This is a genomic window from Rubellimicrobium thermophilum DSM 16684 (assembly GCF_000442315.1).
Lineage (GTDB): Bacteria > Pseudomonadota > Alphaproteobacteria > Rhodobacterales > Rhodobacteraceae > Rubellimicrobium > Rubellimicrobium thermophilum.
In genome coordinates, this window is sequence record NZ_KE557322.1 from 375271 (window position 1) to 401348 (window position 26078).

The 26078-nt window shown below is 69.8% G+C and carries 36 protein-coding genes and 2 pseudogenes; 31 read left to right on the forward strand and 7 right to left on the reverse strand.

Annotated elements, in window-relative coordinates:
- The first annotated feature begins 11 nt into the window (after window positions 1–11).
- From RUTHE_RS11495 to RUTHE_RS11540, 10 genes and pseudogenes are all read left to right on the forward strand, one after another.
- The gene (locus RUTHE_RS11495) at window positions 12–218 is read left to right on the forward strand and encodes a DUF6511 domain-containing protein (RefSeq protein WP_021098592.1); all 207 of its coding nucleotides are present in this window, start codon (window positions 12–14) and stop codon (window positions 216–218) included.
- Window positions 215–985, forward strand: a complete 771-nt coding sequence (locus tag RUTHE_RS11500; RefSeq protein ID WP_021098593.1) for a PD-(D/E)XK nuclease family protein — start codon at window positions 215–217, stop codon at window positions 983–985. The genes RUTHE_RS11495 and RUTHE_RS11500 overlap by 4 nt, the downstream gene beginning before the upstream one ends.
- Window positions 937–3303 carry an AAA family ATPase gene (locus tag RUTHE_RS11505; RefSeq protein ID WP_040645733.1) on the forward strand — a complete coding sequence of 789 codons (2367 nt, stop codon included), beginning with the start codon at window positions 937–939 and terminating at the stop codon, window positions 3301–3303. The genes RUTHE_RS11500 and RUTHE_RS11505 overlap by 49 nt, the downstream gene beginning before the upstream one ends.
- Window positions 3304–3643: 340 nt before the next feature.
- Entirely contained in the window at window positions 3644–4183 is a 540-nt protein-coding gene (locus tag RUTHE_RS11510; RefSeq protein WP_021098595.1) for a hypothetical protein, read from the forward strand.
- Entirely contained in the window at window positions 4180–4380 is a 201-nt protein-coding gene (locus tag RUTHE_RS11515) for a hypothetical protein (RefSeq protein WP_021098596.1), read from the forward strand. Before RUTHE_RS11510 ends, RUTHE_RS11515 begins: the two co-directional genes overlap by 4 nt.
- Window positions 4373–4753 (forward strand): DUF6362 family protein, encoded by a 381-nt coding sequence (locus RUTHE_RS11520; protein ID WP_021098597.1) that lies wholly within the window; start codon window positions 4373–4375, stop codon window positions 4751–4753. The genes RUTHE_RS11515 and RUTHE_RS11520 overlap by 8 nt, the downstream gene beginning before the upstream one ends.
- Before the next feature lie 419 nt (window positions 4754–5172).
- Entirely contained in the window at window positions 5173–6513 is a 1341-nt protein-coding gene (locus tag RUTHE_RS11525; protein ID WP_021098598.1) for a site-specific DNA-methyltransferase, read from the forward strand.
- Window position 6514: 1 nt separating this feature from the next.
- A pseudogene (locus RUTHE_RS17630) lies at window positions 6515–7021 on the forward strand (DNA cytosine methyltransferase); the annotation flags it as partial.
- 205 nt (window positions 7022–7226) lie between these two features.
- Window positions 7227–7709 carry a hypothetical protein gene (locus tag RUTHE_RS17635; protein WP_021098600.1) on the forward strand — a complete coding sequence of 161 codons (483 nt, stop codon included), beginning with the start codon at window positions 7227–7229 and terminating at the stop codon, window positions 7707–7709.
- Window positions 7706–7930, forward strand: a complete 225-nt coding sequence (locus tag RUTHE_RS11540) for a DUF7220 family protein (RefSeq protein ID WP_021098601.1) — start codon at window positions 7706–7708, stop codon at window positions 7928–7930. Before RUTHE_RS17635 ends, RUTHE_RS11540 begins: the two co-directional genes overlap by 4 nt.
- A gap of 54 nt (window positions 7931–7984) precedes the next feature.
- On the opposite strand, the gene RUTHE_RS11545 is transcribed toward RUTHE_RS11540, so the two are convergent.
- The 3 genes from RUTHE_RS11545 to RUTHE_RS11555 form a co-directional block, all read right to left on the reverse strand.
- Entirely contained in the window at window positions 7985–8572 is a 588-nt protein-coding gene (locus tag RUTHE_RS11545) for a DUF3489 domain-containing protein (RefSeq protein ID WP_021098602.1), read from the reverse strand.
- A 95-nt stretch (window positions 8573–8667) separates the two neighbouring features.
- Window positions 8668–8892 (reverse strand): hypothetical protein, encoded by a 225-nt coding sequence (locus RUTHE_RS11550; RefSeq protein ID WP_021098603.1) that lies wholly within the window; start codon window positions 8890–8892, stop codon window positions 8668–8670.
- Between the two features lie 29 nt (window positions 8893–8921).
- Window positions 8922–9146: a hypothetical protein gene (locus RUTHE_RS11555; RefSeq protein WP_021098604.1), complete on the reverse strand. Its 225-nt coding sequence runs from the start codon at window positions 9144–9146 to the stop codon at window positions 8922–8924.
- A gap of 113 nt (window positions 9147–9259) precedes the next feature.
- Between RUTHE_RS11555 and RUTHE_RS11560 the strand changes: the two are divergent.
- The 8 genes and pseudogenes from RUTHE_RS11560 to RUTHE_RS11600 all read left to right on the forward strand — a co-directional run bounded on the left by RUTHE_RS11560 (window position 9260) and on the right by RUTHE_RS11600 (window position 16985).
- Window positions 9260–9846 (forward strand): annotated as a pseudogene (locus RUTHE_RS11560) (hypothetical protein).
- A complete protein-coding gene (locus tag RUTHE_RS11565) occupies window positions 9791–11785 on the forward strand; it encodes a phage terminase large subunit family protein (protein WP_021098606.1) in 1995 nt (664 codons plus the stop codon). The pseudogene RUTHE_RS11560 and the gene RUTHE_RS11565 overlap by 56 nt, the downstream one beginning before the upstream one ends.
- Window positions 11786–11789: 4 nt before the next feature.
- A complete protein-coding gene (locus RUTHE_RS11570) occupies window positions 11790–12005 on the forward strand; it encodes a phage head-tail joining protein (RefSeq protein ID WP_021098607.1) in 216 nt (71 codons plus the stop codon).
- A gap of 157 nt (window positions 12006–12162) precedes the next feature.
- Window positions 12163–14622, forward strand: a complete 2460-nt coding sequence (locus RUTHE_RS16150) for a phage portal protein (protein ID WP_245542225.1) — start codon at window positions 12163–12165, stop codon at window positions 14620–14622.
- A 4-nt stretch (window positions 14623–14626) separates the two neighbouring features.
- Window positions 14627–14998: a head decoration protein gene (locus RUTHE_RS11585; RefSeq protein ID WP_021098609.1), complete on the forward strand. Its 372-nt coding sequence runs from the start codon at window positions 14627–14629 to the stop codon at window positions 14996–14998.
- A gap of 24 nt (window positions 14999–15022) precedes the next feature.
- Window positions 15023–16036 carry a major capsid protein gene (locus RUTHE_RS11590; RefSeq protein WP_021098610.1) on the forward strand — a complete coding sequence of 338 codons (1014 nt, stop codon included), beginning with the start codon at window positions 15023–15025 and terminating at the stop codon, window positions 16034–16036.
- Window positions 16036–16347, forward strand: coding sequence for a head-tail joining protein (locus RUTHE_RS11595; protein ID WP_021098611.1), 312 nt, complete (start codon window positions 16036–16038; stop codon window positions 16345–16347). Before RUTHE_RS11590 ends, RUTHE_RS11595 begins: the two co-directional genes overlap by 1 nt.
- Before the next feature lie 5 nt (window positions 16348–16352).
- Window positions 16353–16985: a DUF6441 family protein gene (locus RUTHE_RS11600; RefSeq protein WP_021098612.1), complete on the forward strand. Its 633-nt coding sequence runs from the start codon at window positions 16353–16355 to the stop codon at window positions 16983–16985.
- Here the strand turns inward: RUTHE_RS11600 and RUTHE_RS11605 are convergent, their stop codons facing one another.
- A complete protein-coding gene (locus RUTHE_RS11605; protein ID WP_021098613.1) occupies window positions 16986–17360 on the reverse strand; it encodes a helix-turn-helix transcriptional regulator in 375 nt (124 codons plus the stop codon).
- A gap of 5 nt (window positions 17361–17365) precedes the next feature.
- Window positions 17366–17719: a type II toxin-antitoxin system RelE/ParE family toxin gene (locus RUTHE_RS11610; RefSeq protein ID WP_021098614.1), complete on the reverse strand. Its 354-nt coding sequence runs from the start codon at window positions 17717–17719 to the stop codon at window positions 17366–17368.
- 70 nt (window positions 17720–17789) lie between these two features.
- On the opposite strand from RUTHE_RS11610, the gene RUTHE_RS11615 reads away from it, so the two are divergent.
- The 4 genes from RUTHE_RS11615 (at window position 17790) to RUTHE_RS17640 (ending at window position 19874) form a co-directional block, all read left to right on the forward strand.
- Entirely contained in the window at window positions 17790–18209 is a 420-nt protein-coding gene (locus RUTHE_RS11615) for a hypothetical protein (protein ID WP_021098615.1), read from the forward strand.
- Between the two features lie 23 nt (window positions 18210–18232).
- Window positions 18233–19174, forward strand: coding sequence for a phage tail tube protein (locus RUTHE_RS11620; RefSeq protein ID WP_021098616.1), 942 nt, complete (start codon window positions 18233–18235; stop codon window positions 19172–19174).
- 2 nt (window positions 19175–19176) lie between these two features.
- Window positions 19177–19632 (forward strand): hypothetical protein, encoded by a 456-nt coding sequence (locus tag RUTHE_RS11625; protein ID WP_021098617.1) that lies wholly within the window; start codon window positions 19177–19179, stop codon window positions 19630–19632.
- A gap of 71 nt (window positions 19633–19703) precedes the next feature.
- The gene (locus RUTHE_RS17640; RefSeq protein ID WP_425413946.1) at window positions 19704–19874 is read left to right on the forward strand and encodes a DUF7697 family protein; all 171 of its coding nucleotides are present in this window, start codon (window positions 19704–19706) and stop codon (window positions 19872–19874) included.
- Here the strand turns inward: RUTHE_RS17640 and RUTHE_RS11630 are convergent.
- Together RUTHE_RS11630 and RUTHE_RS11635 are read right to left on the reverse strand one after the other, a co-directional pair.
- Window positions 19864–20244, reverse strand: a complete 381-nt coding sequence (locus RUTHE_RS11630; protein WP_021098618.1) for a type II toxin-antitoxin system VapC family toxin — start codon at window positions 20242–20244, stop codon at window positions 19864–19866. The genes RUTHE_RS17640 and RUTHE_RS11630 overlap by 11 nt on opposite strands.
- The gene (locus tag RUTHE_RS11635; RefSeq protein WP_021098619.1) at window positions 20244–20456 is read right to left on the reverse strand and encodes an AbrB/MazE/SpoVT family DNA-binding domain-containing protein; all 213 of its coding nucleotides are present in this window, start codon (window positions 20454–20456) and stop codon (window positions 20244–20246) included. Before RUTHE_RS11635 ends, RUTHE_RS11630 begins: the two co-directional genes overlap by 1 nt.
- Before the next feature lie 70 nt (window positions 20457–20526).
- Here RUTHE_RS11635 and RUTHE_RS11640 point away from each other — a divergent pair, with 70 nt between their 5' ends.
- The 9 genes from RUTHE_RS11640 to RUTHE_RS11670 form a co-directional block, all read left to right on the forward strand.
- A complete protein-coding gene (locus RUTHE_RS11640) occupies window positions 20527–22497 on the forward strand; it encodes a hypothetical protein (protein ID WP_021098620.1) in 1971 nt (656 codons plus the stop codon).
- Window positions 22482–22943, forward strand: a complete 462-nt coding sequence (locus tag RUTHE_RS18660) for a phage tail tape measure C-terminal domain-containing protein (protein WP_021098621.1) — start codon at window positions 22482–22484, stop codon at window positions 22941–22943. Before RUTHE_RS11640 ends, RUTHE_RS18660 begins: the two co-directional genes overlap by 16 nt.
- Window positions 22943–23569 (forward strand): DUF2460 domain-containing protein, encoded by a 627-nt coding sequence (locus RUTHE_RS11645; RefSeq protein ID WP_021098622.1) that lies wholly within the window; start codon window positions 22943–22945, stop codon window positions 23567–23569. Before RUTHE_RS18660 ends, RUTHE_RS11645 begins: the two co-directional genes overlap by 1 nt.
- The gene (locus RUTHE_RS11650; protein ID WP_021098623.1) at window positions 23566–23916 is read left to right on the forward strand and encodes a hypothetical protein; all 351 of its coding nucleotides are present in this window, start codon (window positions 23566–23568) and stop codon (window positions 23914–23916) included. The genes RUTHE_RS11645 and RUTHE_RS11650 overlap by 4 nt, the downstream gene beginning before the upstream one ends.
- A complete protein-coding gene (locus RUTHE_RS18030; protein ID WP_021098624.1) occupies window positions 23909–24040 on the forward strand; it encodes a hypothetical protein in 132 nt (43 codons plus the stop codon). The genes RUTHE_RS11650 and RUTHE_RS18030 overlap by 8 nt, the downstream gene beginning before the upstream one ends.
- Window positions 24041–24050: 10 nt before the next feature.
- The gene (locus RUTHE_RS11655) at window positions 24051–24707 is read left to right on the forward strand and encodes a lysozyme (RefSeq protein ID WP_281167469.1); all 657 of its coding nucleotides are present in this window, start codon (window positions 24051–24053) and stop codon (window positions 24705–24707) included.
- A 27-nt stretch (window positions 24708–24734) separates the two neighbouring features.
- Complete coding sequence (locus RUTHE_RS11660) at window positions 24735–24941, forward strand: hypothetical protein (RefSeq protein WP_211217752.1); 207 nt, start codon at window positions 24735–24737, stop codon at window positions 24939–24941.
- Window positions 24942–25025: 84 nt separating this feature from the next.
- A complete protein-coding gene (locus tag RUTHE_RS16685) occupies window positions 25026–25427 on the forward strand; it encodes a hypothetical protein (protein WP_021098627.1) in 402 nt (133 codons plus the stop codon).
- On the forward strand, window positions 25424–26078 hold a 655-nt coding region (locus RUTHE_RS11670), incomplete at its 3' end, for a DUF2163 domain-containing protein (RefSeq protein ID WP_021098628.1). The genes RUTHE_RS16685 and RUTHE_RS11670, both read left to right, overlap by 4 nt.

The following is a 26078-nucleotide window of genomic DNA, read 5'->3' on the forward strand; positions in this document are numbered from 1 at the left end:
AGCGTTTCACCATGGTTGACCTGACCGAGGAAGAGCGCGCCGCGATCACCGCCACCATGAAGCGCGTGGCGCTGCTGATGGAGGAGATCGGCTGGGCCACCCCGCTTTCCGATCTGACCGAGGCGCAGGTGCGCGCGCTGATCGAGGAAGCCGTCGAGGGCTTCCGCGAGGCCATGTCCGACATCGCCCGGGCGCAGACGCCGGAGGTTCCGTTTTGACCCTCGATTACAATCACCGGCCGAGTTTCGCAGAGCGGGTCAACGCCGCGGTCGATCGGGCGCTGACCGCCGATCAGGCGATGCGGCCGCCCCGCGACTATCTCGGCGGCTCGCGCCTCGGCCATGCCTGCGAGCGGGCGCTGCAGTTCGAGTTCACGGCGACGCCGAAGGACGAGGGCCAGGACTTCAGCGGCCAGTCGCTGCGCATCTTCGCCATCGGTCACGCGCTCGAGGATCTGGCCGTCGCCTGGCTGCGCGGCGCGGGCTTCGACCTCTACACCCGCAAGGGCAACCGGCCAGATGGCGGCCAGTTCGGCTTCTCCGTCGCGGGCGGACGCATCCGCGGTCATGTCGACGGCATCGTCGCGGCCGGGCCCGAAGGCTTCGGTCTGGCCGTTCCCGCACTGTGGGAATGCAAGACGATGAACGCCAAGAACTGGCGCGCCTGCGTCAAGGACGGTGTGACCAAATCGAAGCCGGTCTATGCCGCCCAGATCGCGGTCTACCAGGCCTACATGGAGGGGACGGTCCCCGGCATCTCGGCCGCGCCCGCCGTGTTCACCGCGATCAACAAGGACACGGCCGAGATGCACCATGAACTGGTGCCTTTCGACGCCGATCTCGCGCAGCGCATGTCCGACCGGGGCGTGCGGATCCTGAAGGCGACCGATGCGGGCGAGCTTCTGCCGCGCGTCGCCACCACGCCCGACTTCTTCGAATGCCGCTTCTGCCCGTGGTCCGCGCGCTGCTGGAGGCTGCCGGCATGAGCGATGACGGCATCCTGCATTTCAACCCGTGGATGGACTTCAACGACGGGCCGCCGTCCGAGAACCCCTTCGGCTGCGACCCCGACCCCGAGCAGATCGTCCTCTTTCTCGACACGGTGTTCAGCTGGTGCGAGGGGCTGATCCCGCTGCGCGGCTTCGTCGACAAGGGTCAGGGCCGGGACGGCAAGCCCCACAACATCTGGATCCCGGCCGACGAGACCGCGACCGAGAAGCTCGCGACCTTCGCCGCGTGGGCGAACCGCGAGGGCGCCGCCGTCTATGTCATCCCCGGCACGGTCGCCGAGCAGGGGCAGGCCCGCGCCGCCGATGTGCTGCAGATGCAGGCCATCGTCGTCGATCTCGATGCGGGCGACATCCCGGCCAAGCTGGACCATGTCACCCGCCACCTCGGCGCGCCCACGCTCATCATCGAAAGCGGCGGGCGCACGCCGGAGGGCGCCGCGAAGCTCCATGTCTGGTGGCAACTGACCGAACCCGCCGAGGGCGAGGATCTGGCCACCCTCTGCCGCTTGCGCGGCGAGATTGCCCTGAAGGTCGGCGGCGACACGCATTTTCGGTCGGCGCACCAGCCGATCCGGGTGCCTGGCACCGTCTATCACAAGCACGGTCATCAACGCCTCGTGCAGATCCGCGAACATCGCGACGTCGAGGTGGACCTTACGGATTTCGCTGAACGGGTCGCCGAGATGCCGCCGCTGCCCGGCGTGGGCTTCGCCAGCGATCATGCCGCGCCATCCGCAAAGCCCGGCATCGACGCGGTGCTCACCACGCCGGTGCGCGAAGGCGCGGTTGACGACTGGTCCCGGTTCCAGGGGGCCAGCGCCGCGATCGGCCACTACGTCCGCCTTGTACACGAGGGACGCCTTGACCCGTTCGCGGGCTGGGAAGCGATCTGCGGCTACAACGCCGCCATGCTGCGCCCGTCCTGGCCGCTTGATCGGCTGATGGCCGAGTCCGAACGCCTCTGGGCGCTGCATGTAAAGCGCAACGGTCCGCCGCTCCTGCGCGCAGCCCACGTCGATGCCCCGGCCAGCCCGCTGCCGACCTTCAGCCTCGGCGCGCTGCTCGACGACACGAGCCCCATGCCCGAGGACATCATCGGCCCCCGCGTGCTGACGCCGGGCGGTCTCCTGGTGCTGGGCGGTGCGCCCAAGGTCGGCAAGAGCGACTTCCTGATCTCCTGGCTCGTACACATGGCCGCTGGCGAGCCGTTCCTCGGCTTCACGCCGCCCCGGCCGCTGCGCGTGTTCTATCTGCAGGCCGAGATCCAGTATCACTACCTGCGCGAGCGCATGCAGCAGATCGCGCTGCCCGCCGCCGTGATCGCCGCCGCGCGCGACACCTTCGTGGCCACCCCGAAACTGAAGCTGCTGCTCGACGCGGAGGGCGTCGCTCGTGTGGCCGAGGCGATCCGGGCCGCATTCCCCGACGAGCCGCCCGACATCATCGTCATCGACCCGATCCGGAACCTTTTCGATGGCGGACCCGAGGGCGGCGGCGAGAACGACAACACCGCCATGATGTTCTTCCTGAAGGACCGCGTGGAGCTCCTGCGCGAGGCGGTCAATCCGGACGCGGGCGTCATCCTCGCCCACCACACCCGCAAGGCCAGCAAGCACCAGGTCAAGGACGACCCATTCCTCGCGCTCTCCGGCGCCAGCGCGCTGCGCGGCTTCTACACCTCGGGGCTGCTCATGCACCGGCCCGACGAGGACAGCACCGTCCGCAAGCTGGAGATCGAACTGAGGAACGGCCCCGCGCTGCCAGGGAAGCTGATCGACAAGGTGAAGGGCGAATGGGTCGAGTTGAACCCGCTGAACGAGCGCCTGGTGCGCAAGGAGGTCGGCGCCAAACTCGATGCCGAGCGGCTGCGCAAGCACGACGTCATTCTCGGCATGCTGCTGGATGAGGCGGCGAGCGAGCGCCTCTACACCGCCATGCAGTTCGCCGAGACCTTCGAGAACCGGGGCGGTCTGGGCAGCAAGCACACGATCCGCGAGCGCCTCAGCGTGCTGGCGACCAAGGGGTTCGTGAAGTTCCTGCGCGACCCCTCGGGGTTCGGCTTCCCCGTCACCAGGTCGCGGTTCGGCTACCTCTGCGTCGAGGGCATGCAGTTCGGCGCGCCTGTCGAGGAGGTCGATCCGGACACCGGCGAGGTCACCACAACCGCCCGTCCGGTCCTGCCCAGCCACTTCAAGTGCCCCCAATCCGGGCTCTGCCTGCAGGTCGAAAACCCCGCCGTCTGGGTCTATCCGGAGGGGCTGGAGGACGACCTCACTCATATGAGTGAGGCCTGACTCATATGACAGCGCCAACTGTGCACTCAATGAAATCAACGGGTTACGGGAAAATAAGAGTCAGGTCCCTGACTCATGCCCGAAGACTTCATGAAGTCTTATTCCGCAATGATTTCAGCCACTTGTCCTCCCCGGAACAGTTAGGTGTCAAACCCCCATACTACGTATGGGAGGGCCACCCCACAGGGTTGGCCACTCCTCCCATACGTCCGGGCCAGCCGCGCGCGCCGCCGTGACGGCCTGTTGTGCTTCCCGATCCGACGACGGCGGCCCCGTACCGCCAAGCACCAGACCGCCGTCGTCTTCCACCACCACAGGCCACCGGCAAAGGAAACCCATCATGGCTCAGCCGACTCTGATCCCGAATTGCGACGGCGCAAGGCTTGAATCGCTGCCGCTCGACACCCCCCGCAACCGCTGCATCCTCGCGCTCGACCTCGGCACCTCGACCGGCTGGGCGATCCGCGGCCATGACGGTCTGATCACCAGCGGCACCGTCTCGTTGCGTCCCGGCCGCTTCGACGGTGGCGGCATGCGCTACCTGCGCTTCACCAACTGGCTGACCGAGATCGACCGGCTGTCGGGGCCCGTCGCCGCGATCTGGTTCGAAGAGGTCCGCCGCCACGCGGGCACCGACGCGAGCCACATCTACGGCGGGCTCATGGCCACGCTGACCGCATGGGCCGAGCTGCGCGGCGTTCCCTACGAGGGCGTTCCGGTCGGCACGATCAAGCGTCACGCCGCGGGCAAGGGCAACGCCGACAAGGCCGCCATGGTCGCCGCCGTCCGCGCCCGCGGCTTCAGCCCCGCCGATGACAATGAGGCCGACGCCATTGCGCTCCTGCTCTGGGCGATCGAGACGAATGGGGGTGTCGCATGAGATGGCATCCCCATGGCTACGGCGGCCGGCGCCGGGATCCCGAACAGGTCAAGCGCGAGGGCTGGCGGGAACAGGGCGTCCTCGCGGTCTCGGCCGATGACGACCGCCTCACCTGGCCCGAGCGGGAACTGGTCCGCCAGCTGGGCGAGAAGCTCTACGGCCCGCGCCCTTCCGAGAGGGAGGCGCGTCATGGCTGATCGTGAATGGACCGCCGACTGCGTCGCCGATCATTTCGAGGAGGCGTTCCGCACCCTGCGCAAGCTGCCGCCGGTGAAGGCGCAGGGCTACTTCAACACCTGGCCCGACATCGTGCGGACCAGCCGCGAGATCGCGGCGATGGAGCCGCAGCCGATGCGCGTGTGGCCCTCGGCCGCCGCGATCACCCGGCTCGAGCAGACCTCAGACTGGGTGCTCTGGATCAGCGTGGAGGAGCGCAAGCTGGTCTGGTCGCGCGCAGCCCGTGTGCCGTGGAAGCAGATCAGCGGGGAGCTGGGCTGCGACCGCACCACCGCGTGGCGTCGCTGGCAACTGGCGCTGACCAAGATAGCTGCGCGGCTGAATGCGCAGTGACTCCAATGTGTTGCAACACTTTTTCCTTCGACATCTGCAACATGATCGTGCTATCCAAAGGACAAGATGGGGGAGAGTGCGCCGAAGGGTTCACTCTCCCCTTTGCTTTTGGGCGGATGCGGCTGGATTTCGGGTTGGCTTCCGGGGTCCAGCCGGGGTCCACCGCGAGGGAGTTTCCGGTTCCTTCCGGGCCGAAATCGTATGCTGGCGGGCGAAGCGCGGGACATCGCCAGCGACAGGGCCGGGTTTTTGGGAAGCCACCCTGAAGCCGGAGCCACGCGCACCCCGCGCAAACACCAATGAACGCTGGCCTTCCGACCGGACACCGCTGGTAGCCGCTGGACCCCGCTTGGAGTCCGGCGCGGCATCCGGAGTCCGGAAGCCACCGGCATCCACCCGACCGAGGAACCTTGCCCACCATGACGCTGAGCTTCGCCCCGGACGCGATCGAGACGTGGCCGCTGGCCAAGCTCCAGCCCTACGCGAAGAACGCGAAGGCGCACGGGCCGGACCAGGTCGCGAAGATCGCCGCCAGCATGGCCGAGTTCGGCTGGACGGTGCCCTGTCTCGTGGCCGAGGACGGTGAACTGATCGCGGGGCACGGGCGCGTGCTGGCCGCGACGCAGCTCGGGCTGACCGAAGCGCCGGTCATCGTGCTCGGGCACCTGACCGAAGCACAGCGCCGGGCCTACCGGATCGCGGACAACAAGCTGACCGAACTCGGCACCTGGGACGAGGCGCTGCTGTCGGCCGAACTGAACGACCTGCTGGCCGAGGATTTCGACCTGTCGCTGGTCGGCTTCTCCGACGGCGAGTTGGACAAGCTGCTGGCCTACGTCGCGGAAGACGACGGTGAAGAAGGTGGCTCCGGGGGCTCCGTGCCGCCGGTGACCATCCCCGAACCGCCCCGCAATCCGGCGTCGCGCACCGGCGATCTGTGGATCCTCGGTGACCACCGCCTCCTCTGCGGCGACAGCACCAGCGCTGCCGATGTGCGCCGCCTGATGAATGGCGAGCGTGCGATCCTGTTCGCGACCGATCCGCCGTATCTCGTCGACTACGACGGCTCCAACCACCCGACGCGAAACAAGGACTGGTCGGCATCCTACGGCACCACTTGGGACGACAGTTCGCAGGGGGCGGAACTCTACGACGGCTTCATTGCCGCCGCCGTGGCGGAAGCCATCACTGACGATGCTGCCTGGTACTGCTGGCACGCCTCGCGCCGCCAGGCGATGCTGGAGGCCTGCTGGGAAAAGGCAGGTGCCTTCGTCCACCAGCAGATCATCTGGGTGAAGGACCGCGGGGTTCTGACCCGGTCGCATTACCTCTGGAAGCACGAGCCCTGCTTCATGGGCTGGCGCCGCCCGAACCGTCCTCCGAAAGTGGCCGAGGAAACGCTGCCGTCCACATGGGCGCTGCCCAGCTTTGCCAAAGACGACCGGCCCGACCACCCGACGCCGAAACCGCTCGACGCCTTCGGCATCCCGATGCGCCAGCATGTGGCGCGCGGCGGGCTTTGCTACGAGCCGTTCTCGGGTTCAGGGTCGCAGATCATGGCGGGCGAGGCCAACGGCCGCCGCGTTTTCGCGTTGGAAATCAGCCCGGCCTATGTCGATGTCGCCGTGGAACGCTGGCAGGCCGAGACCGGTCGTGACGCGATCCTAGAGGGTGATAGCCGGACCTTTGCGCAGGTACGAACCGAGCGGCTGGGGGATGCCCCGGCCGCGTCTGAAACCGAACCCGAAATCGCCGCGTGACATGCATGACCTGGCTTTACCTTCCTCCGGAGACGCTTCCGGGGCCGGAGACGCATGCCTCTTCGGCCTCTCCCTCTGCTCCGGCGCGGGCGGTCTCGACCTCGGGCTCGCCATCGCCATCCCCGGATATCGTGCTGTGGGCCATGTCGAACGGGAAACCTACGCCGCAGCCACTCTCGTGGCGCGGATGGAAGACGCGTCCCTGGATCAGGCTGTTGTCTGGGACGATGTTGGAACCTTCGACGGCCGCCCGTGGCGCGGCGCGGTGGACATCGTCACTGCAGGCTATCCGTGCCAGCCTTTCTCCGTCGCGGGCAAACGCCGGGGCGCGGACGACCCGCGCCACCTCTGGCCGCATGTCGCCCGGATCGTCGGCGAGATCGAGCCGCCCTTCGTCTTCCTCGAGAACGTCGCCCATCATCTCCGCCTCGGCTTCCCCGAAGTCGCCAGCGGACTGGTCGGCATGGGCTACCGCCTTGCGGCAGGCCTCTTCACGGCGGCGGAAGTCGGCGCGCCTCACAAGCGCGAACGTCTCTTCATCCTCGGCATTCGCGAGGGGGACGAGCTGGCCGACCCCGCGCGCCTGCTCTGGCACCCGATCGAGTGGCGGGAACCGGACGGAACTGCTGCGCCTCTGGCCGACGCCGAGGGCCAGCGCCAACGAGAACCGGCAAACGAAGCCGACGCCTTCGCAGGAAGCAGGCCAGCACGGCATGAACCTGGCGACCACGGCCGCGCTCTGGCCGACGCCGCAGACCGACAGCTTTCGCAGCAGGGGTGGCGCGCGGAAGGACGAGAAGGGTCTGGACCAGCTGGCGAGGGACTGGCCGACGCCGATGGCGAACGACGGCTGCAAGCCGAGTGCCGGCAATCGGAAGACAGCCGAACTGACCCATGCCAGTCAGATGTGGATGACGCCGACGGCACGCGATCACAAGGACGGGGCGACGAGCCTTGCGAACACGCCTGTGAACGGCCTGCTTGGCCGCCAGGTCCTGGTGACGCCGATGGCTGGGCGCGATACCTCCGAGCCGCGCCGGACCTTGAACCCGCTGTTCGTCGAGGCGCTGATGGGCTGGCCCATCGGGTGGACCGGCTTCGGCTCTGTGGTAACGGAGTGGTCCCGCTGGTCGCGGCGCATGCGCTCCGAACTCTCGCAGCTGAACTGCTGGCCGATGGATGAGGGGGCGCGATGAAACAAAGCCGGGCCATGTCGCTGGTCGAGGCCATCGCCAACGTGGCGGTGGGCTACGGCGTCGCCGTCGTGACGCAGATCCTGATCTTCCCGGTATTCGGGCTGCACACGACGCTGGCGCAGAATCTCAAGATGGGCGCGGTGTTCACGGTGGTGAGCATCGCGCGCTCCTTCGCCCTGCGGCGGCTGTTCGAGGCGATCCGGGTGCGCGGAGCACGATGAGATACCGCCGCCCCATGTGGGACGGCGGCGTTGGGACCGTCGTTGTGTGCGGTGTCAGTCGCTCGGCAGGCTGTAGACCCGACCGCGGCCCTCGACCTTCTCCGAGGTGACTTCGAGCCCGAGCTTCTTCTTGAGCGCGCCGGCGAAGGCGCCTCGGACCGTGTGCGGCTGCCATCCGGTTTCGGTGACGATCTCCTCGATGGTCGCGCCGCCGTCGGCGCGGAGCATCTCGATCAGCTTCGCCTGCTTCGTGCCCGTGCGCGGTGTGCGCGCCTTGGGCGCAGCGTCGGCCTCGGCGGGAGCGCCCTTCGGGGCCTCCGAACTCGGCGCCTCTTCGGCGCCTGTGGGCGCGCTGTCGCCGCTCTCCGGCTCGACGCCGATGGCGGCAAGGCCCGCGTCCGTGATGCGCAGGAGGATGGCGTTGCCGTCCTCGTCGTTGCGCCAGATCCGGTTGAGGGCGGCGTCGGCGCGGATGCGGCTGTCGGTCGTGGTCTCTGCGATCAGCCCGCGGGAGAGCAGCGCGCCCACCACCTTGGCGGCAGCGCCGCCGCGGAGGGAGCCGGGCAGCGGCAGGACGTTGCGGTCCTCGTGCTGCGCCGCGGCGCCGAGGATCAGGGCCTGAATGTCGGAAAGCTTGGTCATGGGGTCGTCTCCGGCTTCGGCCCGCGCGGGATGCGGGGGCTTCTACGACCCCAGGCCGCGCCTCGGCGCGGCGGGAGTTCCGGCAGTGCCGGATGTCAGCGGGCGTGTTCGCCTTCCTTGAAGGCGCTGTCGGTGATCTCGCGCAGCTTGGCGCGGTAGTGGTTCAGGGTGCCGACATGGCCCCAGTCGATCTCGTCGGGGTGGGTGTCGAAATGGTCGGCGCTGAGGGCGGCGAGCCGCTCCAGCATCGCGTCGATCTCGAACTTGGCGGCGACGAAGGCGTCGAGGGCTTCTGAATTGTCGACGGTGCGGCGGGGCATGGCGGGCCTCCTTCTCGGAGTGGTGGGGATCAGGCGTCTTCGAGCGCGCTCTCGAGCTCGCTCGGCTCGCCCTCGAGCAGGCAGGCGGCCTCGAGGATCGCGTCGAGGAGGAGGCGCTGCGCTTCGGCCTCTTCCTCGCTCTGCAGCCAGCCTTCGCTGATCCGGGCGAGGTCCTGGATCTCCAGGGTGTCGCGGCGGATCAGGGCATGTGCGGCGGCGCGGATGAGGTCGGTGAGGGTGGCAGGGGCGGTCATGGTCGGGGCTCCCGAGGTGAGTTGCATCGTCCTTGTGGAACCCGTGTTCGCTCTGTCCGCGCCACCCATCAAGCGAATAAGCATCTGACCAGGAACGATTTTCGGAGCCGCCGATGCAGGGCATGAGCGAGCGGCAATACGCCGCGCATGCGGGGCTCTCGCGCGGGGCGATCCAGAAGGCGAAGGCGGCGGGGCGCCTCGTGCTCTTGCCAGACGGCTCCATCGACGCGGCCGCCAGCGACGCGCGGCGGGCGGAGACGACCGACCCGTCCAAGACCCGCAAGCCGTCCGGCCCGAAGCTGAAGCCCGTGCCCGAGGCGGCCGTCGCCGCTGTGGGGGAGACGCTCCGCGAGCAGGGCCTGGCGGCGCCCGCGGTCGGCGGCGGCACCACGTTCCTGCAGGCCAAGACCGCCAACGAGGTGATGAAGGCGCAGGAGCGGCGCATCCGGCTGCAGAAGCTGAAGGGCGAGCTGGTGGACCGGGCGCGGGCCGAGACGCTGATGTTCCGGCTCGCGCGCGAGGAGCGCGATGCCTGGATCACCTGGCCCGCGCGCGTCGCTGCGCTGATGGCGGCGGAGCTGACGGCGGCGCTGGGGGCGGGGCGCAAGTGGAGGCGGCGCTGATGCAGAAGGTTCTGGAAGCCCATGTCCGCGCCCAGCTCGACAGCCTCGCCGAGGTCCGCACCGGGCTTGCCGGATGACCTGATCGACTTTGACGGCGCGACCGATCTCCTACGCGCCTGGTCGCGTGGGATCCGCCCCGACCCGGACCTGACGGTCTCGGAATGGGCCGACCGGCATCGCTGGCTCTCGTCACGTGCTTCGGCCGAGCCAGGGCGGTACCGCACCGCGCGCACGCCTTACATGCGCGAGATCATGGATAGGCTCAGCCCCGGCGATCCCACGCAGCGAGTGGTGTTCATGAAGGCCGCGCAGGTGGGCGCCACGGAAGCGGGGAACTGCTTCATCGGGTTTGTCATGCACCATGCGCCCGGTCCGATGCTGGCGGTCCAGCCGACGGTGGAGCTCGCCAAGCGCAACTCGCGGCAGCGGATCGACCCGCTGATCGAGGAAAGCCCGGAGCTGCGCGAGCGGGTGAAGCCTGCCCGGTCCCGCGACGCGGGCAATACCATGCTGTCGAAGGAGTTCGCCGGCGGCATCCTGATCATGACCGGGGCCAACTCGGCGGTCGGGCTGCGGTCCACCCCGGCGCGCTACATCTTCCTCGACGAGGTCGACGCCTATCCGGCCTCGGCCGACGAGGAAGGCGATCCCGTCACGCTGGCCGAAGCGCGCTCGCTGACCTTCGCGCACCGGCGCAAGGTGTTCCTGGTCTCGACGCCGACGATCCGGGGGCTGAGCCGGATCGAGCGCGAGTTCGAGGCCTCCGACCAGCGGCGCTACTTCGTGCCCTGTCCCCATTGCGGGCACAGGCAATGGCTGAAGTTCGAGCGGCTGCGCTGGGAGAAGGGCCGGCCGGAGACGGCGGCCTATCACTGCGAAAGCTGCGAGGCGCCCATCGCCGAGCACCAGAAGACCGCGATGCTGGCGGCGGGGGAGTGGCGCCCCACCGCCACGGCCACCGACCCGCTGACGGTGGGCTACCACCTTTCGGCGCTCTACTCGCCGGTGGGGTGGCTCAGTTGGGCGCGGATCGCGCGGGCGCATGAGGCGGCACGGCGCAGCGACGAAGCCATGCGGGCGTTCCGGAACACCATCCTCGGCGAGACCTGGATGGAAACCGGCGAGGCGCCCGACTGGCAGCGGCTGGCCGACCGCCGCGAGGCATGGGCGCCAGGCACCGTCCCCGCGGGTGGGCTGTTCCTGACCGCCGGGGCGGACGTGCAGAAGGACCGGATCGAGGTCGATGTCTGGGCCTGGGGCCGCGGGCTCGAAAGCTGGCTGGTCGATCACATCGTCATCGAGGGCGGGCCGGGCGACCCCGCCTGCTGGCAGAAGCTCACCGAGCTGCTGGGGCGCACATGGGCACACGCGAACGGCCAGCACCTGACCATCGCGCGGCTCGCCATCGACACGGGTTTCGAGACCAGCGCGGTCTATGGCTGGGCCCGGGCCGTCGGCTTCGCGCAGGTGGCGCCGGTCAAGGGCGTCGAGGGCTTCAACCGCGCGAGCCCGGTGACGGGCCCGACCTATGTGGACGCGACCGTGGCGGGCAAACGCTTGCGCCGCGGCGCCCGGCTCTGGACGGTCGCCACCGCGACATTCAAGGCCGAGAGCTATCGCTTCCTGCGCCAGGAGCGCCCGACCGCGGAGGAGATCGCGGCCGGTGCATCGTTCCCGGCCGGAACGGTGCATCTGCCGGACTGGGCGGACGGCGAGTGGCTCAAGCAGCTCACCGCCGAGCAGCTGGTGACGGTGAAGACCCGGCGCGGCTTCACGAAGCTCGAATGGCAGAAGCTGCGCGAGCGCAACGAGGCGCTGGACTGCCGGGTCTATGCGCGCGCCGCCGCCTGGATCGCCGGCGCCGACCGCTGGCCCGAGGCGCGATGGGCCGATCTCGAGGCGCAGCTGGGGGTAACGGCGGGCGAGAAGCCCGAGGGAGCCACGCCGACCACGGCGCCGACCGCTCCGCGCATTGCATCTCGCCGGCGCATGGTGCGCTCGAGCTACATGAGGTGATCCGATGGCCACGGCCGCAGACCTCCGCGCCCGCCGCGAGGCGCTTCTGGCGCAGCGCTCCTCGGGCGTGGCCCGCGTGAGCTACGACGGCAAGACCGTGGAGTACCGTAGCCTGGCCGAGATCGACCGGGCGATCGAGGCGCTGGAGCGGGAGATCGCGGCGGCCGAGGGGCGGCGGATCGTGCGGCAGGTCCGTGTGACGACCGGCAAGGGGCTCTGATCGATGGGGCTGTTCGACAGGTTCCGCCGCCGGGCGACCGGCGGCCCCCGCGTCCTCCGGGCTTACGCGGCTCCCCCGGAGCCACGGTCCCTCCGGACTGCGCGCCCGCCTCGAGGGGGCCATGGCGCGACGCCGGCTGCGGGGCTGGAACCCGCCCTTGGAGAACATCAACGCGCTGGTGGCCTCGGGCGGGCCGCGACTGCTGGCGCGGGCGCGCGAGCTCGTGGTCACCAACGGCTATGCGGCGAACGCCTGCGAGGCCTTCGCCGCGAACCTCGTCGGCGACGGGATCAAGCCCTCGTCGCTGATCGAGGATGCGGCCCTGCGGGATCGCGTCCAGCGGCTCTGGCTGGCCTGGACCGACGAGGCGGATGCGGACGGGCTGACCGACTTCTACGGCCTGCAGGCCATGGTGGCGCGGGAGATGTTCGTGGCCGGCGAGTGCTTCGTCCGGCTGCGGCCCCGCCGGGCCGAGGACGAGCTGACGGTCCCACTGCAGATGCAGCTCCTGCAATCGGAGATGCTGCCCTTCGAGAAGACCGGCACCGCGGCGAACGGGAACCGGCTGCGCTGCGGGATCGAGTTCGACGCGATCGGCCGGCGCGTGGCCTATCACTTCCGCCGCCGCCATCCGGGCGACAGCACCGATCAGGGCGCGGTCATCCCCGAGACGGTACGGGTGCCGGCCGGGGACGTGCTGCACATCTATCGCCCCATCGATGCGGGCCAGATCCGCGGCCTGCCGCATGTGGCGCCGGCCATGGTGCGGCTGTTCCTGCTCGACCAGTACGACGACGCCGAGCTCGACCGAAAGAAGACCGCAGCGATGTTCGCGGGCTTCATCACCAAGACCGCGCCCGAAGAGCCCCTGATGGGAGAGGCCGAGGCGGATCTGGACGGCGCGACCATTGCGAGCCTCGAGCCCGGCACGATGCAGGTGCTGCTGCCGGGCGAGGACGTGAAGTTCTCGTCGCCGGCCGATGTCGGCGGCGGCTACGAGGCGTTCCAGTACCGGACGCTGCTCGCCGTCTCGGCCTCGCTGGGGCTGCCCTACCACCTCGTCACCGGCGACGTCCGGCAGGCGAACTATTCCAGCCTGCGGGCCGAGCTCGTGGAGTTCCGCCGCCGCGTGCAGCAGCTCCAGCACGGGGTGCTGGCGCATCAGCTCTGCCGTCCGATCTGGGCGCGCTGGATGGAGACGGCGGTGCTGGCGGGTGCGCTCGACCTGCCGGGGTATGCGGCAGCGCCAGGGCGGTTCCGCGCGGTGCAGTGGATCCCGCCGCGCTGGGACTGGGTCGATCCGCTGAAGGACATCCAGGCGCAGGTGCTGGCGATGGAGGCGGGCATCACCTCGCGGCGCAAGGTGGTCGAGGCGACCGGATACGACGTCGAGGAGGTCGACCGCGAGAACGCCGCTGATGCCGCGCGCGCGACGGCTCTCGGCCTGCGCTACCGCACCAGCCCCGGCGAGACGCAGGGCGCCCGCGCGACGCCGGCGACCCGGGCGAGCCCGGTGATGGCGCCGGCAACGACACGGACGACGGCGCCGACGCGACCGGTCCGGCCACCGAACAGGAGTGACGACATGGCAAGCTGGTATGCGATCCGCGCCCGCGACGGCGGCGCGGAAGTGGCGATCCATGACGAGATCGGGGCGCAGGGCGTCTCGGCGAAGGGCTTCCTCGCGGAACTCGGCGCGATCCCGGACGGGGCGCCGATCCTTGTGCGGATCAACAGCCCCGGCGGATCGGTCTTCGACGCGGTCGCGATCCACAACGCCCTGAAGCGCCACGCAGGCACCGTCACCGTCTGGATCGACGGGATCGCCGCCTCGGCCGCCTCCTATGTGGCGATGGCCGGCGACGAGATCGTCATGCCCGAGAACGCCTTCCTGATGATCCACGATCCGGCGGGGCTGGTCATGGGCACGGCCGCCGACATGCGGGCGATGGCCGAGACGCTCGACAAGATCGCCGCCACCATGGTCCGCGGCTATGCTGCCCGCGCGGGCCGCCCCGAGGACGAAATCGCCGCGCTGATGGCGGCCGAGACCTGGTTCGACGCCGGGGAGGCGCTGGCCGCGGGCCTCGCCACGCGGATCGCCGAGCCCGTGCGCATCGCCGCCCGCTTCGACATCGCCCGCTTCCGCAACGCGCCCCCGGCGCTGGTCGAGGCGGTCGCGGCCGGTGCGGACCCCGTCGAAACCGTTCCGGACGGGAACGGTTCGGAGGGGCCCGCGGCCGAGGGCGGAGCGGTGGACGAGGATGCCGGTGCCGCCGATCCGGCGCCGCAGCCGGGCAGCGCCGGCGCGGGTGTCTCGGAAGGCAACAGCCTTCCGGCCACGAATGATGCAGCCCCCGACGCCGATGTCATCCGCGCCGAGGCCATGGCCCATGCCCGCGCCGTGGTCGATCTCTGCTGCCTCGCCGGTCTGCCGCAGATGGCGTCCCGCTTCCTCGCCGAGGGCGCAAGCCTAGAGGAGGTCCGTGCAGCCCTACTGGCCGCCCGCGCCGAGGCCGAGCCCGAGATCGCGCCCCATCACCCGCAGCCCGGCCGCTCCTCGGCCGCGCGCCCCTGGGGCGAGATCGTCGCCCGCACCTTCAAGCTGAAAGGATAAGCGCATGACCACCCTCGTCGAAGGCCCCCATCCGGGCGGCTTCCTCGTCTGGGAAGTCCTCCGCGACTACACCCGCGAGACCGTCACCCTTGCCTCCGGGGCAGGCAAGCTCGCCCCCGGCACGGTGCTCGGGAAGATCACCACGGGCGGAAAATACACCGTGCTGACGCCGGGGGCCTCCAACGGCAGCCAGAACGCCGCTGGTATTCTCTGGGGTCAGGCCGATGCCACCGATGCCGATGCGCCGGGGGTCGTGCTCGTCCGCGGCCCGGCCATCGTCAACCGCCACGAGATCCTTTGGCCCGACGGCATCACCGAACCCCAGACCGCCACCGCCATCGCCGCGCTCGCGGCGCTCGGCATCCTCCTGCGCTGAGCGCGCCCGGGAAAGGACATCCTCATGGCCACCATGGACATCTTCGAAGGCGATGCCTTCAGCATCGTCGAGCTCACGCGCGCGCTCGAGAACATCCCCTACAAGCCCGCGCTGCTCTCGGGCTCGGCCCTCTTCAGCCCGCGCGGCGTGCGCTCCCGCACCGTCGTGATCGAGAGCCGCGACGGCACGCTGTCGCTCATTCCGTTCTCCGAGCGCGGCTCGGCCTACGAACAGCAGGTGCCCGAGCGACGCGAGATGCGCGCCTTCGTCTGCCGCCAGTTCAAGAAGCAGGACGTGCTCTGGGCCTCCGAGATCCAGTCCGTCCGCGACTTCGGCTCGGAGAGCGCCACCCAGCAGGTGCAGACCGAGGTCGCGTATCGGCTGCGCAAGCTCCGCCAGGACGCCGAGACGACCTTCGAGTACCACCTCCTGAACGGCATCCAGGGGCTGGTGAAGGACCCGAAGGACCACGCCACGGTGGTGAACTACTTCACCGAGTTCGGCATCTCTCCGGCGGCCGAGATCGACTTTGACCTCGACAACGCAAGCCCGGCCTCGGGGGCGCTCCGCAAGCGCTGCCAGGCGCTGATCGAGAGCGTCGAGGACTCGATGGGCGGGCTCTCGGCCGGCGCCGTGCAGATCCGCGCCGAATGCGGCTCGGCCTTCTTCGCCGATCTTGTGGCCCACAAGGAGGTGCGCGAGACCTATCTCAACACCGCCGCCGCGGCCGACCTGCGCGGGCGCGTCGCCGACGAGGTCAGCTTCGGTGGCATCACCTTCCGCCGCTACCGGGGTGGGGCGGGCTTCGGCGTGCCGACCGACAAGGCCTTCTTCTATCCCGAGGGTGTCGAGGGGCTCTTCGAGATCTGTTACGCGCCTGCCGACACCTTCGAGACGGTCAACACGCTGGGGCTGCCGCTCTACGCCCGCACCATCCCCGACCGCGACCGCGACGAATGGGTGCGCCTCGAGATCGAGAGCAATCCCCTCCCCATCTGCACCCGCCCGCAGGTGCTGCGCAGCGCGCGGCGGACGTGATGACTGCCGTCTCCGCGGCGCTGGATGCGCTCTTCGCGGACGCCAATATCGCCCGCGACGCGGTCTACATCGCCGAGGGCGGCAGTCCTCGGCTTGTCCGCGTGGTCGCGCGCCGCGCGGATGATGTCGCCAGCTTCGGCGAGGCCAGGCTCTGGTCCGAGACCGCGCGGATCGACCTGCGCGTGGCCGAGGTTCCCGAGCCGAGGCCGGGGGACCGGATCGAACTCGACGGCGAGGCCTTCCTCGTCCAGGGCGAGCCCGTGCGCGACCGCGAGCGGCTGGTCTGGACCGTCGACTTGCGCCCCGCGTGACCCCGATGAAACTGAAGCTCGACATCGCACCGGACATCGTCGCGATGATGGCGGCCGAAGTCGCGGCGGGCGAGCGTGCCGTCTCGGCCGCCATCCGCGAGGCCGGGGGCGGGCTGAAGTCGGCCTGGCGCGGGCAGATCACCGGCGCGGGTCTGGGTCAGCGGCTGGCCAACACCATCCGGGCGGAGCAGTTCCCCAAGGGCAAGCCCAGCCTCAGCGCCGCCGCCCTCGTCTGGTCCAAGGCGCCGGTGATCGTCGGCGCGCACGACACCGGCCCGCTGATCCGCTCGAAGAACGGGTTCTGGCTGGCGATCCCCACACCAGCAGCGGGCAAATCCACGCGCGGCGGTCGGATGACGCCAGGCGAATGGGAACGCCGTACCGGTCTGCGCCTGCGGTTCATCTACCGCCGCCGTGGCCCGAGCTTGCTGGTGGCCGAGGGGCGGCTGAACACGAAGGGCCGTGCAGTGGCGTCACGGTCGAAGACTGGCCGGGGCCTCGTGACTGCCCCGATCTTCCTGCTGGTTCCGCAGGTGAAGCTGCCAAAACGGCTGGATCTGGCGCGGGATGCGGAGCGGGCGCATGACTCGCTGCCGGGGCTCATCGTGGCGAACTGGGTGGAAGGGCGAACCGGATGATCACGCGCGCGCGGCGGCACGCCCATCGTCGCGCGCCGCTCGACGGCGGCGGCGCGGCTCCTCGGTCTCCCCCAGCCCCTCGATGGCCACCGGCGCCTTGCCGGGAAACTCGACCATCAGCTTGAGCGAGCCGCCCATCGCGCGGACATAGCTCGACAGGGTCGAAAGGAGCAGATCGCTCTGGCGCTCGTATTTCGCGACGGTCGCCTGCTGGATGCCGAGGGTTTCGGCCAGCTGGACCTGCGTCAGATCCTTGGCTTTCCGCAGTTCCTGTAGGGTCAGGTATTCGGTGTGGAGGCGGTCGGCCTCGGCCTCGATGCCCGCGCGACGGGCTGCATCGAGCGTGGCCAGCTTGTCCTTCAGGGTCCGTGCCATTGTCCTCATCCTTTCCGTTTGGCCAGATGGCGGTCGAACCGCTCATCGGCCCGCGCGATCAGCTGCTTGTAGAAGCGCTTCTCGCTCACGCCCGACTTGTCCCCGCCGCCGAGCAGGATCGCCTGCCGGTCGGGATCGAATGCGAAGGCGATGCGCCATACGCCATCGGCGGCGTTGCAGCGCAGTTCCTTCATGTTCGCATGCTTCGACCCGGTCAGGGTGTCGGCATGCGGTCGTCCGAGTGTCGGCCCCTCGCGTTCCAGAAGAAGCGCTCGGGCCAGGATCGCGTCCTGAACCTCCGGTGGGAGTGCGTCGAACTCCGGTTCGAACTCCTCGGCAAACGCAACGGTCCAAGGCATGCGATCCTCATGTCTTGGAAGCTATATAGCCTCCAGGCATTAATTTCGCAAGAACGGCCCGAGTACAGCGATGCCCACCCCACGCGAAACCATCCTCACCGCGCTGCACGCGCGGCTTTCGGCGTTGCCCGCCACCGCCCTGCGCGGCGAGGTTCTGCCCGAGCGGGTGCCGGCGGCGGGGCTCGTGATCCTGCGCGATGGCGAACCGGGGGAGCCGGAGGTGACGCTCTCGCCGCTCGAATACCATTGGCGGCACCGGGCGGAGATCGAAGCGGTCGTGCAGGGCGCCGACCGTGACGCCGTCTTCGACACGCTCTGCGCCAGCGTGGGCGCGGCGCTCGCTGCCGACCGCACGCTGGGCGGGCTCTGCGACTGGGTCGAGGCGGAGGCACCACGGCCGGTCGATCTGCCGGTCGAGGGCGCGGCCTGCCTGAAGGCCGCCGTGATCCCGGTGGTGCTGCACTATTCCACGGCCGACCCGCTGGCCTGACCTCACTCACACAGGAGAACACCATGGCACGAGCCCAGGGGGCGCGGGCGCTGATGGCGCTTGCGTTCGAGACGACCTATGGAACGCCGCCCGCCAGCGGCTTCACCCGCATGCCCTTCGCCAGCACCTCGCTCGGCGCGGAGCAGCCGCTGCTGAACTCGGAGCTTCTGGGTTACGGCCGCGATCCGCTGGCACCGATCAAGGACGCGGTGACGGCCGATGGCGATGTCGTCGTGCCGCTCGACGCCGAGGCCTTCGGCTTCTGGCTGAAGGCCGCGTTCGGGACACCCACGACCAGTGGCGCGGAGGCCCCGTACAGCCACGAGTTCCAGTCGGGGTCCTGGACGCTGCCCAGCATGTCGATCGAGACCGGCATGCCCGAGGTGCCCCGCTATGCGATGTACTCGGGCTGCGTGCTCGACCAGCTCAGCTGGCAGATGCAGCGCTCCGGGCTCCTGACCGCCACGGCGCGGCTGGTGGCGCAGGGCGAGACGGTCGGCACGACCACCAGCGCCGGGACGCCCGCCGCGCTGGAACTGAAGCGGTTCGGTCATTTCAACGGGGCAATCACCCGCAACGGCACGGCGCTCGGCAACGTGGTCTCCGCCGAGATCACCTATGCCAACAACCTCGACCGGATCGAGACGATCCGGGCGGACGGCCGCATCGACGGCGCGGACCCATCCATCGCGGCGCTCACCGGCCGGATCGAGGTCCGCTTCGCCGACCAGACGCTGGTGACACAGGCGATCAACGGCGAGGCCTGCGAGATGGAATTCGGCTACGCGCTGCCCTCGGGCGAGAGCTTCACCTTCACGGTGCACGCCGTCTACCTGCCGCGCCCCCGGATCGAGATTTCCGGGCCACAGGGCGTTCAGGCCACTATCGACTGGCAGGCGGCGCGCGACAGCTTGGTCGGCCGGATGTGCACGGCAACCCTGATCAACGACATCGAGGTGTATTGAGGATGCTGACGCTCGACCTGACGAACGCGCCACGCTGGCATGAGCTCGCTCCCGGCGTCCGGGTGCAACTGCGTCCGCTGACCACGGCCCTGATGGTGGCGACGCGCAGTGATCCCGCCGTCGAGACGGTGCCCGAGGAGGCCTCGGACGAGGAACGCGCGGTCGCCTTCGCCAAGGCGCTGGCGCGGCGGGCGGTGCTCGCCTGGGAGGGCATCGGCGACGCCGACGGCAAACCCAACGACCCGAGCCCCGAGGCCATCGACGCGCTGCTCGACGTCTGGCCGATCTTCGAGGCTTTCCAGCTGACCTACGTCTCCAAGGGTCTGCTGCTGGAACAGGAAAAAAACGCCTCCGCGCTCTCGCCGAATGGTCCTTCGGCGGGGGCGAGCGCTACTGCCAAGCCTGCGCACCCTACGAGGGCCGCGAGCAAGCCTGCCCGGACTGCCCGGCGCGGCTGAACCGTCCGGAAACGCCGGAGGGTTGGCAGGTCTGGGACCTGGTCGGCCGCCTCGGCGGCCAACTGCGCGTCCTGCCCGGCGCTGTGATCGGCTGGGACATGTCGGCAGCGCTGGCGCTTGGTGACGCGCTTGGCGTGCCGCCGCTCGCCATGGCCGAACTGCTGCCCGTCATCGAAGCGGTGATGGTCCGGAAGCTGAACGAGGAGCTGAGCGCGAATGGCGGTGCGGGGGTCAGGCCTTGATCTTCTCGATCAGCGTGACGCCGGGCAGTCCCTCGAAATGTGCGTCGCAGGTCAGGAGCGTCGCACCCTGCGTGCGGGCAGTTGCGAAGATGATCGCGTCGGCAGTCGCGAGCTTGTGCTCCCGGCACGACTCCGCCGCCGCCAGCGCGATCTCGGTGTCGAGCGGCACCACATGGCAGACCTGCGTGAAGGCGATGACCTGATCCGCCTTGTCCTCGCCGACTTCGCGCGTCAACCATTTTGCCAGCTCGAGCTGGACCATGGTCGGTACGAGCCACTCGGCCTGTTCGGGCAGATGTTCGGACAGCTTCTCGCCGGTCGGCGAGCCGATGAGCCACTCGATCCACGCCGACGTGTCGATGAGGATCATCAGAACCGATCCGTCCGGTCGCGATAATCGGTGGCGGACGCGCCGCGCGCGAGCCCCTTCAGCGCCTCCCGCTTGGGCACTGGCACAAGCAGGACGCCCGTGCCCTTCGGGATGAAGGCAAAGGTCAGCCCGGCCTCCCAGTGCTGGGCGGCCCGGATCGCCTTGGGAATCGAGATCTGGAACTTTGAGGACAGGGTCGCGGTCTCGGTCATGGTCATACCTACACTTGATCGATGGCATAAACGTAAGACGCCTATACGGCGAAGGCAAGGAGTCTGACCGATGGCCGAGAAACGCGTCAGCGTCCGCCTCGCGGCCGTGGGCGGGCGACAGGTGCGGGCCGAGCTGGAAGGTGTCGGCGAAGCCGGATCGCGCGGCTTTGGACGGCTGAGCCGGGAGATGGAAGCGGCGAACGCACGGCTCGCGGCCTTCTCGCGGCGGGTGCGGGTTGCGGCGGCCGCCGCCGTGGCAGCTGCCGCCGCCGCGGGCGTGGCGATGATCCGCTCCGGGCTGCAGACCGTCGATGCGCAGGCCAAGCTGGCGCAGTCCCTCGGCACCACCGTCGCCTCGATCCAGACGCTGGAGCGTGCGGGCGAACTGGCGGGCGTGTCGATGTCCGGCATCGAGCAGGCCACCAAGGATCTGACGCGCCGTCTGAGCCAGGCGGCCGCCGGGACCGGCCCCGTCGCCGATGCGCTGGACCGGCTGGGCCTTTCCGCCACCGACCTGATCGCTCTGCCGCTGGACCAGCGCGTGGGTGCGATCAACGCCGCCATCGAGAACTTCGTGCCCGCTGCCGAGCGCGCGGCGGTGGCGGGGCAGCTCTTCGGCGAGGAAGGCTCCATCGCCATGTCGCGGATCGACACGGCGACGCTGCGCCAGGCGACGGAGGACGTGCTCGCCTTCGGCGTTGTCGTGTCGGAGCAGGACGCCGACCAGATCGAGCGCACGAACGATGCCATCTCTCGGCTCGGCCTCATCTGGCGTGGGCTATCGAACCAGCTGGCGGTCGCTGCAGCCCCCGCGCTGGAAGCGGTCGCCAACGCCATGGCGGCGGTCGCCAGCCGCACCGGGCCGCTCGGCATCGCGATCCGCGGTCTCTTCGACAACATCGGCCGCCTGACGACCTACGCTGCCACCTTCGCGGCCTTCCTCGCGGGCCGCTGGGTCGCCGGCATGGCCGCCGCGGCGCTCTCGGTCCGTGGCCTCGCCAATGCGCTCGTCGTCCTGCGCGGCGCGCTGATCCGCACCGGCATCGGGGCGCTGATCGTCGGCGCGGGCGAACTCGTCTACCAGTTCACCCGCCTCGTCTCCGGCGCGGGCGGTTTCGGCGAGGCGATGTCGCTCCTGAAGGACCTCGCGGTCGAGGTCTGGGAACGCATCAGGATGGGCGCCGCAGCGGCGGGCGCGGCCGCCACGGCGATGTTCTTCGACCTGAAGGCCGATGCGGCGTCGGGCATGCAGAGCGCCATCGAGAGTGTTGTCGGATTCGGGAACACGGCGGCGAATACGTTCGAAGGCGCCTACGAGGCGATCAAGGCGATCTGGGGCCTGCTGCCCGCCGCCATCGGCGATCTCGCGTTCCAGGCGGCGAACAGCCTCGTCGACGGTGTCGAGGCTATGCTGAACGGTGTGGTCTCGCGCATCAACGGCTTCATCGGCGGCATCAACCAGGGGCTGGAAGCGCTCGGCTCCGAGCGCCGTATCTCGCTGGTGCCCGACCTCGACCTCGGCGAGATCGAGAACCGCTTCGAGGGCGCGGCCAGTGCCGCCACCACGGCAGCGCAGGCGGCCTTCGATCGGGCCTTCGAGGACAACCCGTTGACCGCGCCCGATCTCGGGCTCACAGACGCAGCCGCCCGCGCACTCGAGTCCGCGAACCTGTATCGCGGGGCCGCGCGAGATCTGGCCGAGGGAGCCCGTGCACCCCTCGAAAGCTGGCAGGCCCTACGCGATGCCGTGCGCGGCACCGACGAGGCCAGTGCCGATGCGCTGACCGAGGCCACCGGCGCAGCCCAACGGTTGGAGACGGCGCTCGGCGATGCCGGACGCGCCGCGACGGGTGCAGGCGCGGCGGCCGGAGCTGCTGCTGCGGTAGCGGAGCCCGCGACCGAGGCCGCCGTCACCGGGTGGCAGGCGGTCACGGCGGCGCTGTCGGAGTACGCCAGCAAGGCCCGCGACATCGGTGGCGACATCGGCCAGAGCCTCGTCGGCGCTTCCAGTCGGCCGAGAACGCGGTGGGCCAGTTCGTGAAGACCGGCAAGCTGAACTTCCGCGACCTCGTCACCTCGCTGCTGGCCGATCTCGCCCAGCTCGCGGCGCGACGGTTCATCCTCGGGCCGATCGCCAATGCGCTCTCCGGCGTGTTCTCCGGGGCGGGCGGCATCTTCGCCAACGTCCTGCATGCGGGCGGGATGGTCGGATCGGCCGGACCTTCGCGGATGGTCCCGGCCATGGCCTTCGCCGCCGCGCCCCGGATGCATTCCGGCGGGATGGCCGGGCTTCGGCATGATGAGGTGCCCGCAATCCTGCAGCGCGGCGAGCGGGTGCTGTCGCGGCGCGAGGCGCAGAGCTACGGCGCGGGCGGCGGCGTCAACGTCACGATCATGGCCCGCGACGCCGAAAGCTTTCGGCAGTCCCGCACGCAGGTCGCGGCGGATATCGCCCGCGCCGTGTCGCTCGGGCGGAGGGGCATGTGATGGCGTTTCACGAGGTCCGTTTTCCCGACAACATCAGCCGCGGCGCGCGGGGCGGCCCGGAGCGGCGCACCCAGATCGTCGAGCTCGCCTCGGGCGACGAGGAACGCAACGCCAGCTGGGCCAACTCGCGCCGCCGCTACGATGTCGCTTACGGCATCCGCCGCGCCGACGATCTGGCGACGGTCGTCGCATTCTTCGAGGCGCGCAACGGTCGGCTGCACGGCTTCCGCTTCAAGGACTGGGCCGACCACAAGTCCTGCCTGCCCTCGCGCACGCCGTCGCCCACCGACCAGGCGATCGGCACCGGGGATGGCACGACCACCGCCTTCCAGCTGGTCAAGCGCTATACCTCGGGCGCGCAATCCTGGTCGCGCGCCATTGCCAAACCAGTGACCGGAACCGTGCGCATCGCGCTGTCGGGCGTCGAGCAGCCCTCCGGCTGGTCCGTCGACACGACAACCGGCGTCGTCACCTTCAGCGGCGCGCCGGGCGCTGGCGTTGCGATTGCCGCGGGCTTCGAGTTCGACGTGCCCGTCCGTTTCGACACCGACGTGCTCGACGTGACGCTCGACCTCGAACGTCTCGGCTCGATCACCTCCATCCCGCTTCTGGAACTGCGCCGATGAACGATGAATCCCGCTTCATAGCTGCGGTTCTGAAAGAACTCGCCACGTCCACCGCAGTGATCCTCGCCGCCTGGGGCGCGCTCGGCGGCGCCACGAACGCGCTGACCACGAAGATGCGGCTGCGCGATGCGCTCCGGCACATCCTGCTCGGCGGGCTGATCGCAGCCGGGATGGGCAGCCTCTCCATGGCCGTGATCACCGCCTGGCTCAGCCTTCCGCCCGAGGCGATCCCTGCGGGAGGCGCTGCCGGGTCGGCCGCCTATCTCGTGGGCGTCTTCGGGCCGGCCTTCATCGAGATGCTGCTCGTCCGACTGCGCCGCGCCAACGAAGGCAGCGGCGATGAATGACCTTCTCCGCCTCGCACGCTCCCTCCGCTGCGACCCCGCCGACTCCCGGCAGGCCTTCGTCCATCGCCTACGCATCGGCCTCGCCGTCGCGGCGCTGATCCTGATCCTCTCGCTTCTCCGGTAATCCCATGCACATGACCGACCGGGGCCTGTTGGCCCTCGTCCGGCACGAAGGACTCGTGCCCGGACCCTATCTCGATGTGAAACAGGTCTGGACCTTCGGCATCGGCCACACGGCCGCGGCCGGGCCACCCGACCCCGCCACGATGCCGCGCGGCATGCCCGCCGATCTCGACGCCGGGATCCGCGAGGCGTTCCGGGTCTTCCGCGCCGACCTCGCACAATATGAGGCTGCCGTCCTGCGCGCCGTGAAGGTGCCATTGGCGCCGCACGAGTTCGATGCGCTGGTCAGCTTTCACTACAACACCGGCGGCATCGCGAAGGCCGCGCTGACCCGACATCTCAATGTCGGCAATCGCGTCGCAGCCGCCGACGCGTTTCTGAACTGGCGGCGTCCTGCCTCGATCATTCCGCGCCGGGAGGCAGAGCGCGACCTGTTCCGCCACGGCCGTTATCCCGGAGGCACAATCCCGGTCTGGTCCGTGGATCGCACGGGCCGCGTGGACTTCTCGCGGCCGATCCGTCGCCTGACCGAGGATGAGGCTCTGGCCTTGGCTCGCGGGCCGTCGCCGCTGCCGAGGCCACCGGTCCTCGATCCTGCGCCCCAAGCGCCGACCGGCTGGCTCGTTCGGCTGTCCGCCTTCTTCTCCATGCTGATCCGGAGGGCCTGACCCATGCGCTACGTTCGTCCCAACTCGATGACCTGGTGGGCGGGACTGCTCGCCATGCTCACCGGCATCGCCTCCCTCGCACTGCCCGCGACCGGGCCGCTCGGGGAACTGTCCCGCCTCGTCGCGCTGCTCGCCGGCAGCGGCGACGCCTCGCCGGCCGGGCTGATGTTCCTCGGCTTGGGCCTGATCGGCCTGCGCGACCGGATCGAGCGCGGGTTCCGCGGCGATGCTTGAGTTCCTCGCCGGTCTGGTCGTGGGCGGCTTCCTCGGCGTCTTCGTCGCAGCCCTGTGCGTCGCCGCCGCGGGGGGAGCGGGACGATGGCTGATCTCCTGATCTGGCTGGTCGCGGCCTTGGGCGCGGTCGGGGGCGTCGTCCTCGCCCGGGTCTGGGGGCGTGTGGAAGGCAAACGCGCGGGCAAACGGGAGGCGGAACGCGATGCGATGGACGACACGGTGGAGAAGGTCGAACGCGGGCGCGACGCGGTTCGTGACGGCCGCGGTGCCGGCGATCCTGCTGACCGTTCGGCGGGGCGCGCTCCACTGGAGCCCCGCCTGATCCGCCTCACCGCCGCAACGATGGGCGCTGGTGACGCCGGCTGCACCTCCTATGCCGAGGCGCGGCTCGCCCGACCACCCGCCGAAACCGTCGTCAACGTTCCGCCTGACTGGGCGGACTGGATCGCCGATCTCGATGACCGCATGACGGGAACCTGCCGATGAAATCCCTCTCGCCCGCCCTGCAGGCCCATCTCGACGAGGGCACGACGACGCTCGCCTGGTGCTGGCGGATTACGCGCGCCGACGGCACGAGTCTAGGCTTCACCGATCACGACCGGACGCTGAGTTTCGACGGGACAGACTTCGAGCCTGAGAGCGGGCTGACCGCCTCCGAGGTGCGGTCGGGCTCGGACCTGTCAGTCGATGCGCAGGACGCGGAAGGCGTGCTGACCTCGGACCGGATCACCGAGACCGACATCCTCGACGGCCGCTGGGACAACGCCGAGGTCGAGCTCTGGCGGGCGAACTGGGCCGATACCGGGCAGCGCGTGTTGATGCGGCGCGGCGCCATCGGCCAGATCCGGCGCGGGCGGCTGGCCTTCGTGGCCGAGGTGCGCTCGCTCGCCCATGTGCTGGGCCAGACGGTGGGGCGTACGTTCCAGGCGACCTGCGACGCCGCGCTCGGCGATGCGCGCTGCGGCGTCGATCTGGAGAACCCCGCCTACAAGGGCACAGGCGCGGTGATCGATCTCCTGCGCGACCGGGCCTTCACCGCCTCGGGGCTGGGCACATTCACGTCTGGCTGGTTCACCTTCGGCACGCTCGAATGGACCAGCGGCGCAAACGCGGGGCGGCGCACCGAAGTACTGGGCC